Raw genomic sequence first — 19,330 nt, forward strand, 5'->3', positions numbered from 1 at the left:
GGAAAGTTAGAGAAAATAAACTGCATATCAAAAGGAGGATGCTTTTGGATAGTTATGTTTGGATTATGAATATCAGAATGAAAAACTATACAATTTAATGAGTGGTAATGTACATTTGGACGTGTAATCCGCGATAGAAATCCTAATGGCAAATTATATCTTAAAGCAGTGTGTTAGGCTCTAACCAAAGGAACTGCGATGAACGTTAGGGATTTAGATATTATACGTTTCAAACATAGCAAAGGTATTAAATTCCGAATAATTAGAATTAAGTCAAATTAAATGGGGAGTCCTTATGAAGAAAATTTTAGTTATATTTCAAAATGGGAATTACTCGAGGCTATTTTTTGCATCTTTTACTTCACAAATGGGTAGTACAATTGGTTTAACTGCACTTATGTTTTATTTTTTAAATCGTTTTTCGCACCAACCTGCATATGCTACTATTACGGAGTTGATGTTGTCTTTGCCCACATTAGTAGTATTTTTTCTTGTTGGTGTAGTTACTGATAGGATTGATCGACAAAAAATAGCTCAAAATTGTGATTGGATCTGTTCTATATTATCGCTTTTATTATTATGGTCTCTTTTTCTAAATTGGATGCCAGCAGCATTTGCGCTGTTATTTTTAAGAAGTATGGTAAAGAGCTTTTTTACACCCGCGCAATCATCCCTTGTACAAGGTGTTTTAACAAGAGATGACTATGCTACTGCAGTTGGTTTGAATCAGATGGTTACAAGTTTGTTTATGCTTTTTGGTAGTGGTATCGGGATTTATTGTTATTGGGTAATCGGTATTTATGGTGCAATCTTAATTGATGCAATTAGTTTTTTTATTAGTGCTCTTCTAATAAAATCTTGTAGAATGTCAGAAGAAATTCGTATGCCAAATGGAAAGCATAATATCAAGGATTTGAACATTTCAATTGTAATGAAGGATTTTGTGAAGGGAATACGTTATATTTTGAACCACAACTTGTTACTTACACTTATCTCCGGATTTATAGTTTTCGGAATTTTAAATGGAGGGCTCTCAGTGATGCAGGTATTTATTTTAAAATACAAACTAGCCCCAAGAAACTATGAAGAAGTTTCAATTATATTAAGTATAGTCTTTGGTATCGGGATTTTACTTGGTAGTGTTATAGCATCTATACTTTCTCAAAAAATAAAGCTTTATCATTTACTAATTTTAGCTTTGTTTATTGGAGGAGGAGCGACTATTTTGAGCTCATTAGTCAATACAGTTTGGCTGTATGTTATTTGTACGGGCATAGTTGCCCTAGCACTTCCGATGATTAATGTAGCAATTGGAGGTTGGATTCCGAAAATAGTAAATCCCAAAATGATGGGAAGAGTACACGGGTGTATTAATCCTTTGATGATGCTCTCACAGTCACTAACCTTACTTTTTATTGCTGGATTTTACCCAGGTATTCTTGCAGTTGAAACTCTTTTTTGGATAGTTGGCGGATGTTTAATATTTGTAGGAGTTTTTTACATGATTAGCATTCCACGATTAATGAAAGTAGAAAAATCAGTTAGCATAACGCTCGAATAATTGTAGTTGATCAATTAATTTAACTAGGATTTGTGAGGGGTTTTATGGAAATTTTTGTTACCAAAATTAAAGATATAAATGATCGCAAATTAGAAAAAATTTGTTCGTGGATAGATGAAGAGAAAAGATATAGAATAAAAAAATTTATTAATAAAAAAGATAAAATTAGAACCTTGATTGGTGAATTACTAGTAAGGACTCTAACAAATAAAAAGCTTAAAATCGGTAATGAAAGAATAGTATGGGGGAAAAATCATTATGGAAAACCTTATTTAAAGGGGTATCCGAATTATTACTTTAACATTTCACATTCGGGAGAATTTGTAGTATGTGCAATTAGTAATAACCCTGTTGGAATTGACATTGAACAAATAAAACATATTGAATACGAAGAAATAGCAAAAAGTTTTTTCTGTGATAGTGAATATGCTTATATACAAAAAGGTGATGTTAATTATCAATTGAGGAAGTTTTATGAGGTATGGACATTGAAAGAGAGTTATATTAAATGCTATGGAAGCGGATTATCAATGTCACTAAAATCATTTTCTATTAATATAGATAGTCACAAAGCTGTTCGTATACTTTCCGATAATGAAGAAAAAAGTAATTCTTATTCAATGGCGATTTTTGATATAGAGTTAGAATACAAAATGGCCGTATGTTCATTAAATGAAGAAATTTCTAGTAATATAACAGTGATTAACCAAGATATTATTATTAATGATTTCTACAAACTTTTATGAGATAGAGGTGCATTTTAATGATGTTATTTTGTTTGCCTTATGCAGGAGGATCCGAAGCGTTATATTATAAATGGGGTGATTATCTAACCCCATCTATAAATCTATGTCCAGTACTGTTAAAAGGAAGAGGGAAAAGATTCAATGAACCATTTTATAATAGCTTAGAAGAAGCGGTAGATGACATCTTTGATAATATTCGGGATAAAATAGGTGAGGAAGATTATGCAATTTATGGACATAGTATGGGGAGCCTATTAGCGTATGAATTATACTATAAAATAATAGGAATGGGATTCAAGAAACCCAAGCATATCTTTTTTTCTGGATACAAAGCACCGAGTGAAAGGGAAAAGAAGGAGATAACTTATAATTTACCAAATAACGAGTTTAAAAATAGAGTTATAGAATTAGGGGGAACACCAGAAGAATTAATTCGTAACGAAGAATTGTTCGAATTTTTCATTCCTTTACTAAAACATGATTTTAAAATAGTTGAAACATATGAATATAAAGAAAAAGCGGACAAAATCACATGCGATATTACTGTATTAAACGGAACAGAAGATTTAATTAGTCTAAAAGGCATAATTGGTTGGAAGAAGCATACTTGTGGGAATTTTAAGATTTATAATTTGGAAGGAAATCATTTCTTTATAAATAACAATGTGGAAAAAATTACAACAATAATAAATGATACGTTAACTGAGGTTTTAAATTAGATTCCTCAGATATATACCAATAGTTATCCTTACTTATTCATGTTCTTAATTATGTGCTGTAGTAGCCTTATCTGTAACTTGATATGAGTTTTAATATTTGTCTTTAATTAAATTACAGTAAAAAAATCTGATTATTTTAATTATTTAGATAAATTTTTATCATATGTTTTTTGCGTGAAAATAAGGAAATTTTTCTCGTAGTAAGTTAAATTTTTTATAGAATTCCTTTTAGTAACTTCTAAATAGGGGGGATTGTATACCTTGTTATGAACGATGAATTTTTTATTTAATTCATTCTCTATATTTTTAACAGTAATAAAATAATAAATAATTTTGGTAATGGATAATTACTAAAAAAGGGGAAATCCAACATGTCTATTAAGAATTCTGGTGAAATAAACAAGGATGGGACAAGAACTTACGATGAGATTACAGTAGCAGAGCAAGATATGATATTAAATAAATTCAATTCCACAAAAAACGAATATCCAAGAAATAAGACCATAAACCAGCTATTTGAAGAACAAGTGGAGAGAACACCTGAGAATATTGCAGTTGTGTTTAAAGATAAACAACTCACATACAGGCAACTTAACGAGAAATCCAATCAATTAGCAAGGATGTTAAGGAATAAGGGCGTTAATACAGATGCTATTATAGGATTAATGATTGATAGATCACTTGAAATGATAATTGGAATAATGGGTATTTTAAAATCTGGAGCAGCTTACCTCCCAATTGATCCTGATACTCCAAAAGCAAGAATTGATTATATGTTACGGGATAGTCATACCATGATTTTATTGACTCAAGAGAAATTCATTAAGAAAATCGAATATGATTTAGAAATAATCAATTTGGACGAGCTAGATTCAAGTGACTTAAGTACAGGTAATCTGAAACATATAAATCGTTTTGATGATACAGCTTATATTATTTATACATCGGGTTCTACTGGAATACCAAAGGGAGTTATCATTTCGCATTATAGTGCTATCAGAGTCGTTCGAAATACAAATTACATAGAAATAAATAATAATGATACCATTCTGCAGCTTTCGAATTATTCTTTTGATGGATCAATTTTTGATATATATGGTGCTCTGTTAAATGGGGCGAAATTAGTAGTTATAGAAAAAGATACAGTCACGGATATAAATAAGCTTGGAAATATAATTAAGCAAGAAAACATAAACGTGATGTTTATTACAACTGCTTTATTTAATGCGCTTGTAGATATCAAAATAGATTGTTTAATCAATATGAGAAAAATATTATTTGGTGGAGAAAGAATTTCTGTCTCCCATGCAAGAAAAGCATTAGAATTTCTGGGGAAAGATAAACTCATTCATGTATACGGACCAACGGAAAGTACTGTTTTTGCCACATATTACTTTATAAATGAAATAGATGAGGATGTTGACACTCTACCTATAGGTAAACCGTTAGCAAATACTTCAGTTTACATAGTAGATGAAAAGAAAAATTTACTTCCTATTGGTGAACCTGGAGAACTTTGTATTTCTGGTGATGGATTAACTAAAGGGTACTTAAATAATGAGCAGCTAACATTAGAGAAATTCGTTAAAAACCCATTTGCAGAAGGAGAGCGTTTATACCGCACAGGAGATTTGGCAAGGTGGTTACCTGATGGGAATATTGAATTTATAGGAAGAATTGACCATCAAGTAAAGGTTCGGGGATTTAGGATTGAACTTGGAGAGATAGAGAGTCAGTTATTAAAGCATCCAAATGTAAAAGAAACTGTAGTTGTAGCAAGAGAAGAAAAGGACAAGAGCAATTATATTTGTGCATATCTAACATTAGTAGGAGAAGTTACTGTTGAAGAATTAAGAAAATTTTTAGGTGAAAAGTTACCTGATTATATGATTCCTACTTATTTTCTTAAGTTAGATAAAATGCCGTTAACAGCAAATGGAAAAATAGATAAAAAGTCTTTACCTGAACCAGATCGAAGTTTTAATACCGAGGTTGAATATGAGGAACCAAGAAGTGAGATTGAAAAACAGCTCGTTTTAATGTGGCAGGAAACTTTGAATATAAATAAAGTTGGTATTAATGACAGTTTTGCAGTTCTTGGTGGGCATTCGATAAACGCAATGGAGCTTTTATCTAAAATGAATGATAGGTTAAGTGTTGATTTACCATTAAAGGAACTGTTTAGATTATCCACAATAAAGAAAATAAGTGCTTACATCGAAACAAACAAGGGAGAAATTATTGAGAACCGACAATTTACAAAAACTACAGATTTAAAGAATTTACATGAACCTTTCCCACTTACAGGTATACAATTAGCCTATTTAATAGGTAGAGATCCGGCTTTTGAAATTGGTGGAGCAGCTACAAATTTAACGGTTGAATTTGAAATAGATATTAATATAGATAGGTTTAATAGTGCATTACAAAAATTAATTAATAGACATCCAATACTAAGAACAATAGTTTTTGAAAATGGAACACAAAGAATCTTAGAAGGAGAACTTCTTTATTCTGTAGACACAGTAGATGTAAGGCATTTAAATCAAGAAGATATAATGATACGTATATTGGAACAAAGACAAAAAATGATAGCTAAAATCATAGATCCAAGTACTTGGCCATTATTTGAGATAAAAGCATTTATATTACCCAATAATCAAAAATATTTTTGTTTAAATATAGATCCGCTAATTTGTGATGACAGTAGCATGAAAATATTAATCAAGGAATTTAAAATGTTTTACAATCAGCCAAGTCTGCAGCTGCCTGAGCTGGAGTATAATTTTAGAGACTATGTTTTAGCAACCAATGAATTTAGGCAATCTAATCGATATAAAAAAGATGAGAAGTACTGGTTAAATAAATTGGATAATTTCCCAAGTGCACCAGCATTGCCTTTAAAATGCAACCCATTAGAAATTGAAAAACCTACATTCAATAAATGTTCGGAATTTTTAGAACGCGAAACGTGGAATAGATTAAAACAAAAAGCAAGAGAAAAAAATCTTACCCCTACATCGGTTTTATGTGCTGCATATGCTTATGTCTTAGCATATTGGAGTAATCAGAGTCGATTTGCAGTAAATTTAACTGTTTTTAATCGGATACCGTTTCATCAAGACGTAAAAAAAATCATTGGGGATTTCACAACTCTAATGTTATTAGATATTAATGCGAAAGATAGTATTGAGTCATTTTGGAAATTTGCTGCGAAGGTACAGGATACCTTGTTAGAAGCCCTTGAACATAGACATTATGATGGTGTGGATTTTATAAGAGCTATTGGGAAAAAACATAGAATGGTTAATCAAGCTATAATGCCTATTGTATTTACAAGTGTATTGAGTGAGGACTCAGATGATTCATTTAATCATTTGATAGATTTTGAAAAAATTAAATTTTTTAGTACAAGAACATCCCAAGTTTATATAGATAACCAAGTTTATGAATTAAATGGAGGTTTATATATTACATGGGATTACGTTGAACAATTATTTGAGATCAATGTTATTAAATCAATGTTTGAACAATATATAAATGTATTAAATCAGGTTATATTTAATGATCAAGTGTCAGGTATTAACCTTAGTGACAATAGCATAAAAGTTATTGAAACCTATAATGATACAAACAAAAAGTTTGATAAGTGTACTTTACATGAAATGTTTGTGAATCGAGCAAAACTAGTACCAGATAAGGTAGCTGTAATTCATCATGATGATTCGATAACTTATAAAGAACTAAATGAAAAATCGAATCAAATTGCAAGATACTTAATGGATAAGGGAGTTAGAAAAGGTGATTACATTGGTGTGATAGGTAAGCGATGTATAGATACCATTATAAATTTGTTTGCTGTCTTAAAGGCTGGAGCAGCATATATACCGCTTGATCCTGATTATCCTGAAGAAAGAAAAGAATATATAAAAAAGAAAAGTAATTGTAAGTTCTTTATAACACCTTCTACCTATAAAGATGAAAATATTAGGGAATATTCTGGTGATGAAGTCAATATAAAAGTAGATGAAACAGATATGGCATATGTTATTTTTACTTCTGGTAGTACAGGAAAACCTAAAGGAGTTCAAATAACTCATGGTGCAGCAACAAATACAATTATAGATATTAACGAAAAATTCTGTGTGACAGAAAATGATAAAATTATGGGGATTTCTTCACTGTGCTTTGATTTGTCAGTTTATGATGTTTTTGGTGCATTGAGCTGTGGAGCGGCCCTTGTAATTATAGATGATCAAAGGGATGTATATAACCTAAAAAAAGTTGTAAAGAAAGAAGGAATCACAATTTGGAACTCAGTTCCAGCAATTATGGAACTGACAGTGGACTTATATAATGATAGTGAACAGGATGATAGTCTAAGGCTTGTATTGCTTAGTGGGGACTGGATACCGCTGGAACTTCCTCAGAAGATAAAGAAAACTTTCAAAAATGCGGAAGTTATTAGCTTAGGTGGAGCAACTGAGGGGTCAATATGGTCCATATATTACCCTATTAAGGAAATTAAGGGAGATTGGAAAAGTATACCATATGGGATGCCGTTGGCTAACCAGAAAATTTATGTATTAAATCAAAACAAGCAATTGTGTCCCGTAGATGTAGAGGGAGAATTGTACATTGGTGGAGTGGGAGTAGCAAGTGGATATATAAATGATATTGAAAAAACTAAGATGTCATTTATTTTGCACGAAGAATTAGGATATATTTACAAAACCGGTGATTATGGCGTGTTAAAAGAGGACGGATATGTCGAATTTTTAGGAAGAAAAGACAGTCAAGTTAAGATAAGGGGATATAGGGTAGAATTAGGGGAAATTGAAAATTGTATAATCAAATATAAAGGTGTAAATAAAACAGTAGTAATTGACTATACAAACGATAATAAAATGAAAAGCCTGTATGCTTTTGTAGTTTCAGATGAAGACATAAACCCAAATGAACTAAAACAATATTTGCAAAATCAGCTCCCGAATTATATGATTCCATCAAGATTTTTCAAAATAGATGAAATACCATTGACTGTAAATGGAAAAGTAAATAAGAGTATTTTGGGGGAATTAATAAAAAATCATGAACTAGATGAAGTTGCAGCAACTACATGTGAAGAATCAGAAAATGAAACTCAAGCCCAAATATTAGATATATGGAAAGATGTATTCGAAATAGAAAACATAGGAATAGATACTAATTACTATGAAATAGGCGGAGATTCATTAAAAGCGATATCGATTGTTACTGAAATTAAAAAGAGAATGAATATAGAGGTGCCGATAGGAGAAATATTTAAAAATGACACTATAAAGGTATTAGATCAATATTTGAAAAATAGCCAAGACAATCATAGGGGAAATAGGATTGAAAGGGTATCGAAAAAGGATTATTATGCTACATCGCCTTCTCAAAAACGAATGTACATGCTTTCTATGATGGAAAATAATAGAGGAGCATATCATATTCCTATGGCGTTACTTGTCGAAGGTGAAATCGAATGTAATAGACTTGAAAAAGCATTTAGAAAATTTATAGATAGACATGAAATCCTGAGAACAGGATTTGAAGTATTAGATAATGAATTAGTTCAAAGGGTTTATGATAAAGTTGATTTTGATTTGGAATACCAATGTTTAGATATAGTCGTAACAGATGATGAAGGTTTAAGAGATTTAACTAGCAAAATGTGTAAGGAATCAACAAAGCCTTTTGATTTAAATAAACCATCATTAATGAGAGCTAAACTAATTAAAATCGGAGTAGAGAAGCATATATTGGTTGTTAACTTCCATCACATAATAGCAGATGGGGTATCACAAGGAATATTTATGAATGAAATACTCGATTTATATAACAATCTTGATCTACCTAAGATAAATATACAATACAAGGATTATGTAGAATGGAATAATACGTATAATCAATCTAATGCTATAAAAAAACAAGAGCAATATTGGCTGAATTTATACAGTCATCTGCCATCTAAATTAGAATTACCTTATGATTATAGAAAAGAAAATATTGATACCTTTGCAGGAGAAAATGCATACTTTCATATAGAAAAAGAGTTATCTGAACAGATAAGAAGGGTAGCTAAGGATACAGGGTCAACTTTATATATGCTTATGCTTAGCGCTTATCATATATTACTTCACAAATATACTGGAAAAACTGATATTGTTGTCGGAACAGCTGCATCAGGTAGGTTACATCAAGATTTACAAAATATTTTTGGTGTGTTCGTTAACACTATTGCTTTAAGAAACAATATAGATGCTACAAAAAGTTTTAAAGAAATTTTGGAACAGGTAAAAGAAAATACAATTACAGCATTTGAAAACTCAGAGTATCAGTTTGACGAACTAATTCGCAGTATAGACTATGAAAGAGACTCTAATAGAAACCCTTTATTTGATACCATGTTTGTATTGGAAGACGCTAAATTATTTACTAAGAAGCAAGGTGCTTTAAATCTTAGTCCAATTATATTTGAATTAGATAATGCAAAATTCGATATCACTTTTAATATTTTAGATTATGACGATGAGATCGTGTTAAATGTCGAATATAGTACTGGATTATTCAAAAGAGACACAATATTAAGAATGACAGAAAATTATATTAATATTCTGAGAGAAATATCAGGAAATCTTTCGATAAGTGTAAATAAAATAGATATGATCCCACAAGAAGAAAAGCGCTTTTTATTGTATGAACATAACGATACAAATGTAGATTTCTCTAAAAACCAGTTAATACACAAGTTATTTGAAGAACAAGTAGAACGAACGCCAGATAGCATTGCAGTTGTTTTTGAAGATAAGCAATTGACATATAGGGAGTTAAATGAAAAATCTAATCAATTGGCAAGAGCGTTAAGAGAAAATGGTGTTGGTTCTGATAAAATAGTAGGAATATTATTAGAACGTTCGGTTGATGTGATTGTGGGAATTATGGGAATTCTAAAAGCTGGTGGTGCGTATTTACCAATTGATCCTACATATCCTATAGATAGAATTAAATATATACTTCAAGATAGTCAAACTGAAATATTATTGACCCAGGATAAATTAATTAATTTAGTTGATTGTACAGAAGTTGATGATATTAGCATTATTAATATTCATAATGAGCATTTGTTTAAATACGGAACCGAGAACTTACGTATTGATAGCAGCAGTAAAGATTTAGTCTATGTCATTTATACATCTGGTTCTACTGGAAAGCCAAAAGGAGTTATGGTGGAGCATCATTCATTGGTGAACTTATGTAATTGGCATAATTCCTTCAATAAAATAAGTGAAACTGATAAAAATGCTAGTTATGCAAGTATAAGTTTTGATGCATTTGCTTGGGAAGTATTTCCTTATATCATAGCGGGTTCAGAGATTCATATTATAAATGATAATTTAAAATTAGATATTACGAAATTAAACAAATATTTTATTGAAAAAGAGATTTCAATAAGCTTTTTACCTACACAAGTATGTGAACAATTTTTAATGCTTGAGAATACATCTTTAAGAAGATTATTAACAGGTGGAGATAAACTAAATTATTTTGAAAATAAAAGTTACCAGATTGTTAATAACTATGGTCCTACAGAGAATTCAGTAGTAACAACAAGCTTTATTATAGAAAATTCTTATGACAATATACCGATAGGAAAACCAATATGTAATACAAAAGTCTTTATTTTAAACGAATCTAATGGGCTTTGTCCATTGGGAGTGCCAGGCGAGCTTTGTATCAGCGGAGAAGGTTTGGCCCGTGGTTATTTAAATAGACCAGAGCTCACAGCAGAAAAATTCATTCCAAATCCGTTCATTCCAGGAGAGAGAATGTATCGAACAGGAGACCTTGTGAGAATGTTACCTGATGGAAATATTGAGTTTTTAGGAAGAATTGACCATCAAGTGAAAATTCGTGGTTTCAGGATTGAACTGGGTGAGATAGAGAGTCAACTTCTAAAACATAAGGAAGTAAAAGAAGCTGTTGTTATCGCAAGAGAAGATAATAATAATCATCAATATTTATGTGCGTACTTTACTTCCGAAACATCGAAGGGCGAGACTAGGGTTCAAGAAATTCGAAAGTTTTTGACAAAAGAGTTACCAGAGTATATGATTCCTGCTTTTTTTGTTCAGCTAGACAAGCTACCACTTACTACAAATGGGAAAGTGGATCGAAAGGCTTTACCAAGTCCTGATGGAAGTTCGGTTGCAGGAGTAGTAGAGTATGAGGCGCCAAGGAATACAGTCGAAGAAAAGCTTGTATCCATTTGGCAAGATATTTTAGATATAGAAAACATAGGAATTCAACACAACTTTTTTGAAATTGGAGGCCATTCACTGAAAGCGACTACGATGGTTTCTAGAATCCATAAGGAACTTATGGTGGAGATACCTTTAGGACAAATATTCCAAGTACCTACTATAAAAGAGATTGGAGAATTTATTAACTCTACAAAAGAAAGTGTATATGCATCGATCAAAAAAGTAGAAGAACAAGATTATTATCCGCTTTCATCTGCCCAAAGAAGACTCTACATTTTAAACAAAATAGAGGGTAGCGGAGTATCTTATAATATGCCTTTCGCTATGAAAATAAAAGGTGATTTGGATGTTCATCAGCTTGAACAGGCTTTCCGTAAATTAATCGAAAGACATGAATCTTTAAGAACTTCTTTTGTAATGGTAGATGGTGAACCAGTTCAAAAGATTAAAAAAGACATAAATTCCCAAGTGACGTATAGAGAAATGGGTACCAATAAACTAGATGATATAATCAATGGATTTGTTAAACCGTTTGATTTGGAGAAGGCTCCTCTTTTACGGGTTGAAATCATACATGTTACAGATGATGAGCACGTGATGGTATTAGATATGCATCATATCATTTCAGATGGTGTATCAATGGGGATTTTCATGCAGGAATTAGCTGAATTATATAATGGTCAAAAATTATCTCCATTAAGCATTCAATATAAAGATTATTCTGAGTGGCAAAGAGGCTTGTTTACTCAAGAAGAAATCACAAAGCAAGAAAAGTATTGGATGAATGTGTTCAATGAAGAAGTACCAGTACTAAATATGCCAACGGACTATAAAAGGCCAAAAAGAAGAAGTTTTGCTGGAGATAGAATCAATTTAAAAATCAATAGTGAAACTTATAATCAGTTAAACAAGTTGGCTACAGAAAATGAAGTTACTATGTATATGCTGATGTTAGCAGGATACACGACTTTGCTTTCTAAATATTCAGGGCAAGAGGATATAGTAGTAGGATCACCAATTGCAGGAAGAAAACATGTAGATTTAAATAATGTAATGGGAATGTTTGTGAATACCCTTGCAATGAGAAATTATCCAAAGGGCAATAGATCTTTTAGAGAGTACTTAAAAGAAGTAAAAGAAAATACATTGAAAGCATATGAAAATCAGGATTATCAATTTGAAGAATTGGTAGAAAAGGTAAATGTGAGAAGAGACATTTCAAGAAATCCACTATTTGATACGATGCTGGTATTTCAACACACTGATAATATGCTATTAAATTTGGATGGACTAAAGGTTAGCATGTTAGAAGATCAGAGGGAAATAGTTAAGTTTGATATTACTATACATGTAAGTGAGTTAGAGCATGGATTAGGATTAGAAATTGAATACTGTACGGCTCTCTATAAAAAGGAAACAATAGAGAGGTTTTTAGAGCATTTTATAAACGTCTTAAGAGAAGTAGTAGAAAATCCAGAACAGAAATTAAGTGAAATAGATATATTAACAGAGAAAGAAAAAAGTAAGTTATTAAACGAATTTAATAATACAAAAGGAAAATATGCTAAAGAAAAAACACTTCCAGAGCTTTTTGAAGAACAGGTAGAGAAGACACCTAATAATGTGGCACTTGTTTTTGAAAATCAAAGTATAACATATAAAGAGCTAAACGAAAGGGCAAATAGCCTTGCGCATATACTTCGCGAAAAAGGAGTTGGTCCTGACGTAGTAACGGGAATAATGGTGGAACGCTCTATTGAAATGATAGTAGGTATAATGGGGATTTTAAAAGCTGGAGGAGCTTATTTACCGATTGATCCAACTTATCCTAGGACAAGAAAAGAATATATGTTACGTAATAGCCATATAGAGATACTATGCGTAACGAATGAGGTTCATAGCGATATATCTTTTCGTGGACAAATTATACAATTAGATAAATTAAAATATAAAGAAAATAGAACGAATATCAGTAAAATAAATAGTCCTCGAAATTTAGCTTATGTAATATATACATCAGGTTCTACAGGGAATCCTAAAGGGGTAATGATAGAACAAAATAGTGTAAATAACTTAGTCAATGGGTTAAATAATGTAATTTATAAAAGGTTCAATACTAATGTTAATGTCGCGTTGCTAGCACCATTTATATTTGATGCATCGGTGAAACAAATATTTGCCACATTACTTTTAGGACATACCTTATTTGTTGTGCCAAAGGAAGTATGTTGGAATGCAATGAGTTTAATTGAGTATTATGCAACAAATAAAATACATGTATCCGATGCTACTCCGGCACATTTAACAATGCTTAGCTATGTAAATAAAATAGAACAAGAATTAGAAATTAAAGAATTTATTGTAGGAGGAGAGGCATTAACGCCTTATTTAATCAAAGGTTTATTTGGAAAGTTTGCTGATTTTAAACCTAATATCACAAATGTTTATGGGCCTACAGAGTGTTGTGTAGATTCCACAAGTTATAGAATTGAGTTTGATCAAATAAGCGGTGATAAGGTAATTCCGATTGGAAAACCAATTTTAAACACTAATATATATATATTAGACAAGGGAAATAATCTTCAGCCAATTGGAGTAGCTGGGGAACTGTGTGTATCAGGTGAGGGGATAGCAAGAGGATATTTGAATAATCTAGAATTAACAGCTGAAAGGTTTATTGAAAATCCATTTAATAACGGTAAATCTATGTATCGAACTGGAGATCTTGCAAGGTGGTTACCTGATGGGAATATAGAATTTTTAGGACGGATAGATCATCAGGTGAAAATACGTGGTTATCGAATTGAACTTGGAGAAATAGAAAGTCAACTGTCAACTCATCAAGATATCGAAGAAACGATTGTTATAGCTAGAGAAGATAAGGAAAGTAATCAATATTTATGTGCGTATATCGTTTCACAAAAAGAATTACATGCAAGGGAAATTCGAGAATATTTAGAACAGAAACTTCCGGATTATATGATTCCTGGATTTTTTGTGAAATTAGATAAACTTCCGTTGACAACGAACGGGAAAGTAGACAGAAAAGCACTTCCTGAACCAGATGGAAGTATTAATACCGGGGTAGAGTATGAGGAACCGAGAAATGAAGTGGAAGAAAAGCTCTTTGAAATTTGGAGAAGTATTATTGGGATAGAGGATATAGGGATTAATCATAATTTCTTTGTATCTGGAGGAGATTCCATTAAGGCAATCCAAATTATATCTAGGTTATCTAGAATTGGTCTTAAACTAGAAATGAAAGATTTATTTGCAAATCCAAAAATTAAAAATCTTGGAAAATATATAAAACGAGAAAAGAAAGAACAAAAGGTTCATGAAATAGTAAATGGGGAAGTAGAATTAACGCCGATACAAAGTTGGTATTTTGAGAAAAACCAAGAAGAGATACATCATTTTAATCAATCGTTCATGCTATTTAGAGAAAATGGATTTGATGAAAAACAGATAGAAGAAGTATTTAATAAAATTATGGAACATCATGATGCTTTACGCATGATATATAAAGAAAAAGAGGGAGAAATAATTCAATATAATAGAGGTTATGACAAGAACCTATTTGATTTATATATTCATGATGTTAAGGGTGTTGAGAATAAGGAAGAGAAGGTATATGAAATTGCTACAAATATTCAAAAAGAGATGGATATTAAAGAAGGTAAACTTGTAAAGCTTTGTATATTTAAATCTGATGAAGGAGATCATCTTCTGATTGCGATTCATCACCTTGTAGTGGATGGAGTATCATGGAGAATCCTACTCGAAGATTTGGAGACTTTATATTCACAACTAGAAAAGGGTGAAAAGCTAGAAATAGGATTCAAAACAGATTCCTATAAAGAATTTGCATCAAAGTTAAAAGCTTATAGTGTGAGTAGGGAATTAATGAAAGAAAGGGAATATTGGACAAGTATATCAAAAGAGAATGTACAGTTTATCCCTAAAAAGAAAGAAATCACAAAAAACAACTTTGAAAATAGTAGTACAGTAAGTATTACATTAGATAAAGAACTCACTACATCTTTACTTAGAAATACAAATAGGGCATATAACACAGAAATAAATGATATTTTATTAACAGCTTTAGCAGTTGGAACCAGAGAATTGACGGGGAAATACAAGCTAAAAGTAAATATGGAAGGGCATGGAAGAGAGGACGTAATAGAGAATTTCGAAATCAATAGGACTGTTGGCTGGTTCACGACGATGTATCCAGTGCTTTTAGATATAGGGAATGAAAATGAACTTTCGACCAACATAAAGACAGTTAAAGAAACTTTGAGAAAAATACCAAATAAAGGAATAGGTTATGGGGTATTAAAACATTTAGCAAAAGATAAGGGATTTATGAATGAAGAAAAGGCACCAATTTCATTTAACTATTTAGGTGAATTGGATCAAGATATTAACAGGAGAGAATTCTCTGCATCGAAATGGTCTATAGGTGAAACAGTGGGTAAGAAAATTAATAGGAATACATCTATAGAAATGAATTCAATGGTTTTAAATGGTGAATTGGTTATTCATACAACATTTAATAAATTAGAATACAGTGAAAAAATGATAAAGGACTTAAATCAGAAATATAAAGAAAGTCTTGAAATGATAATTAATCACTGTGCGAATAAAGTAGAACCAGACCAAACACCTTTTGATTATGGAGATATAAATATAACATTAGAAGAACTTGAAGAAATAAAAGAAAAATACAATGGTTTTACTATTGAGAAAATATATCCGTTAGCAAATATGCAAAAAGGGATGTTATTCCACGCATTAGAAGATAAAAATTCTAGTATGTATTTTGAACAAATTGTAATGGATATAAAAGGGACTGTAGATGTAGATATTTTAGAAAAATCATTTAATACAATAATGAGGAGACACGAAATATTAAGAGCAGCATTTGAGTATGAATTAGTGGAGGAACCAAGACACGTCATACTTCAAGATAGAAAAGTAGGTTTCAAATATTATGATATTCAAGACGAAAGCATTGAGCAGAAAACAAAGTTTATAGAGAATTATTTACAAAATGATAAACAAAAAGGCTTTAATTTAAGTGAAGACACATTAATGAGAATTAGCTTAATTCAAATGAATCAGGATTCATATAAATTGGTATGGAGTCATCATCACATATTGTTAGATGGATGGTGTCTTGGGATTATATTAGGTGAGTTCTTTGATGTTTATGGAAGAAAGATGAAAGGTGAAGATAGCCATTTAGCGGAGCCAACACCATATAGTGATTATATAAGATGGCTGGAAGAACAGGATAAAGAAGAAGGATTAGCACATTGGAAGAGCTATTTGGATGGATATGAAGAACAAGCACAGGTTCCTAAAATCTTGAATAAAGTTAATGAATATAAAAGAAAAGAAAAAATGATAGAATTTTCAAAAGAAATGAATCGTAACATTATTCAACTCGCAAATAGAAATCAAGTTACTTTTAATACCGTACTGCAGGCAATTTGGGGCATTCTTTTAGCGAGGTACAATAATATAGAAGATGTTGTATTTGGAACAGTCGTATCAGGAAGAGAGGCAAAAGTAGAAGGAATTGAAGCGATGGTAGGATTATTCATTAATACAATTCCGACTCGAGTTAAACTGGAAAAAGATAGTAGTTTTAAAGAGGTTTTAAGAAATGTCCAGGATGAATCAATAGAAAATAATAAATATAACTATATAAATTTAGCTGAAATTCAATCTTTACATGATCTAAAAAGAAATCTAATTGATCATGTAATGGTATTTCAAAATTATTCACTGGATGATAGTAGTTTTAATCATGCAGAAAGTAATACAGGTTTTATGTGTCAAAATATAAGGGGAGAAGAGCAAACCAATTATGGATTCAACATTGTAGCAATTCCTGGAGAACAGTTAGTATTAAAATTAACTTATAACGAAAAGATTTATCCACAGGAAATAATAGACAATATAGAAATGCATCTTAAAAAGGTAACGGAACAAGTTGTTTTAAATGAGGATAAGAAATTAAATGAGATAGACATAATCCCAGAGAAAGAGCGAGATGTATTATTGTATAGATTTAATGATACAAAGACGAATTATCCGAAGGATAAGACTATACATCAGCTGTTTGAGGAACAGGTAGAGAAAACGCCTAATCATATTGCCGTTGAATTTGAAGGCACTAAAATGACGTATCAAGAATTAAATGAAAGGTCTAATCAAGTTGCTAGATGGTTACGAGATAAAGGAATTACTGCAAATACAATTGTGGGAATTATGGTTGAGAGATCCCCTGAGATGATAATTGGAATAATGGGTATCTTAAAATCAGGTTCAGCTTATTTGCCGATAGATCCTAAATCTCCTCAGGATAGAATTAAATTTATGATACAAGATAGTGATATTCAAATTCTATTAACGCAGGAGAAGTTCATTAATGATTCCTCATTGGATGTAGAGATGGTTAGTTTAGATAAGAGTGAGAATTTTCAATTGAGTAAAGAGAATTTAGCTCCTATAAATGATTCTGAGAACATAGCTTATATCATATATACATCGGGCTCTACTGGAGTACCAAAAGGTGTGGTAACATCACATTCTAATGCAGTAAGGGTTGTTCGTGACACAAACTATATTAAGATTGATGCAGATGATATTATTTTACAGCTTTCAAATTATTCTTTTGATGGATCCGTATTTGACATCTACGGTGCATTGTTAAATGGTGCAAAATTAGTGATGGTATCAATAGATACAGTATTGAATTTAAGTAAGCTAACAAAATTAATAAAAGAAGAAAAAATTAGTGTTATGTTTATAACTACAGCCTTATTTAATACATTGGTTGATTTAGAAATAGAGTGTTTATCTAATATAAGAAAAATCCTCTTTGGTGGTGAAAGAATTTCAGTATCACATACAAAACGAGCATTGGAGTATTTAGGGAAAGATAAGCTGATTCATGTATACGGTCCGACAGAAAGTACTGTTTTTGCTACGTATTATTGTATAAATGAAATCAATGAAGAATTCGACACAATACCAATTGGGAAGCCATTAGCAAATACTTCAGCATTTATAGTAGATGGAAATCAGAGACTACTTCCAATCGGCGTAGCTGGAGAACTTTGTTTAAGTGGAGCAGGATTGGCTCATGGATATTTAAACCGACCAGATTTGACAGCAGAAAAGTTTGTCTCAAATCCATTTATACCAGAAGAAAAAATGTATCGAACAGGGGATCTCGTTAGGATGTTGCCTGATGGAAATATTGAGTTCTTAGGTAGAATAGATCATCAAGTGAAAGTTCGTGGTTTCAGGATTGAACTTGGTGAGATAGAGAGTCAGCTACTTAAATATAAAAAAGTAAAGGAAGCTATTGTTATCGTAAGAGATGATATTCATGGTGAAAAATATATATGCGCTTACTTTACTTCTGAAACATGGAAAGATGAATTAATAATTCAAGAAATTAGAAAGTATCTAACTAAAAAGCTTCCAGAGTATATGATTCCTGCATTTTTTGTTCAACTTGATAAGCTACCGCTAACTACAAATGGGAAAGTAGACCGAAAGTCATTACCAAAGCCTGATGGGAATGTAACAACTGAGGTAGAGTACGTAGCACCAAGTAATTTTGTAGAAGAGACTATTATTTCAATTTGGGAAGAAATCCTAGGCATCAAATCTATTGGAATTTCTCATAACTTCTTTGAAATAGGAGGAAATTCACTGAAGTTAATGAGTGCTGTTGCTGCTATTAATAAAGTTTTAAATACAGATATAAGCATTCACAATTTCTTTGAGAATCCAAGTGTAATGGGTTTAGCAAATTATATCCTATCAACTGAACATGATCGTCAAAATAGTTCTTATGATTATGTTGAGGAAGAGGTATAACGGTTTAAAATGAAATTCATTTCTTTTGGAGGTAAAAGATATTAGTAATAGGTGTAAAAAGGCAGATTTTCTATAATGTTGATTGTTTTGAGATTTCAGATTTAATTATAA

Annotated in this window: 4 protein-coding genes; all 4 read left to right on the plus strand. The window is 31.2% G+C overall.

Annotated elements, in window-relative coordinates; genetic code table 11:
- Nucleotides 1–295: 295 nt before the first annotated feature.
- The gene (locus ACTFRH_RS11445) at nucleotides 296–1,561 is read left to right on the plus strand and encodes an MFS transporter (protein WP_000722985.1); all 1,266 of its coding nucleotides are present in this window, start codon (nucleotides 296–298) and stop codon (nucleotides 1,559–1,561) included.
- Nucleotides 1,562–1,605: 44 nt separating this feature from the next.
- Nucleotides 1,606–2,307, plus strand: coding sequence for a 4'-phosphopantetheinyl transferase family protein (locus ACTFRH_RS11450; protein ID WP_000402329.1), 702 nt, complete (start codon nucleotides 1,606–1,608; stop codon nucleotides 2,305–2,307).
- A gap of 17 nt (nucleotides 2,308–2,324) precedes the next feature.
- On the plus strand, nucleotides 2,325–3,026 hold the full coding sequence (locus ACTFRH_RS11455; protein WP_000979068.1) for a thioesterase II family protein: 702 nt from the start codon (nucleotides 2,325–2,327) through the stop codon (nucleotides 3,024–3,026).
- Between the two features lie 371 nt (nucleotides 3,027–3,397).
- Nucleotides 3,398–19,219 carry an amino acid adenylation domain-containing protein gene (locus ACTFRH_RS11460; protein ID WP_440048751.1) on the plus strand — a complete coding sequence of 5,274 codons (15,822 nt, stop codon included), beginning with the start codon at nucleotides 3,398–3,400 and terminating at the stop codon, nucleotides 19,217–19,219.
- The last annotated feature ends 111 nt before the right edge of the window (nucleotides 19,220–19,330 follow it).

It is taken from the genome of Bacillus cereus group sp. MYBK216-1, assembly GCF_051916495.1.
GTDB classification, from domain to species: Bacteria; Bacillota; Bacilli; order Bacillales; family Bacillaceae_G; genus Bacillus_A; species Bacillus_A thuringiensis_K.

What these genes read in the sequence shown, in the direction of transcription:
- ACTFRH_RS11460 (WP_440048751.1), top strand. Translation starts at nt 3,398, where the DNA reads ATGTCTATTAAGAATTCTGGTGAAATAAACAAGGATGGGACAAGAACT.
- ACTFRH_RS11445 (WP_000722985.1), top strand. Translation starts at nt 296, where the DNA reads ATGAAGAAAATTTTAGTTATATTTCAAAATGGGAATTACTCGAGGCTA.
- ACTFRH_RS11450 (WP_000402329.1), top strand. Translation starts at nt 1,606, where the DNA reads ATGGAAATTTTTGTTACCAAAATTAAAGATATAAATGATCGCAAATTA.
- ACTFRH_RS11455 (WP_000979068.1), top strand. Translation starts at nt 2,325, where the DNA reads ATGATGTTATTTTGTTTGCCTTATGCAGGAGGATCCGAAGCGTTATAT.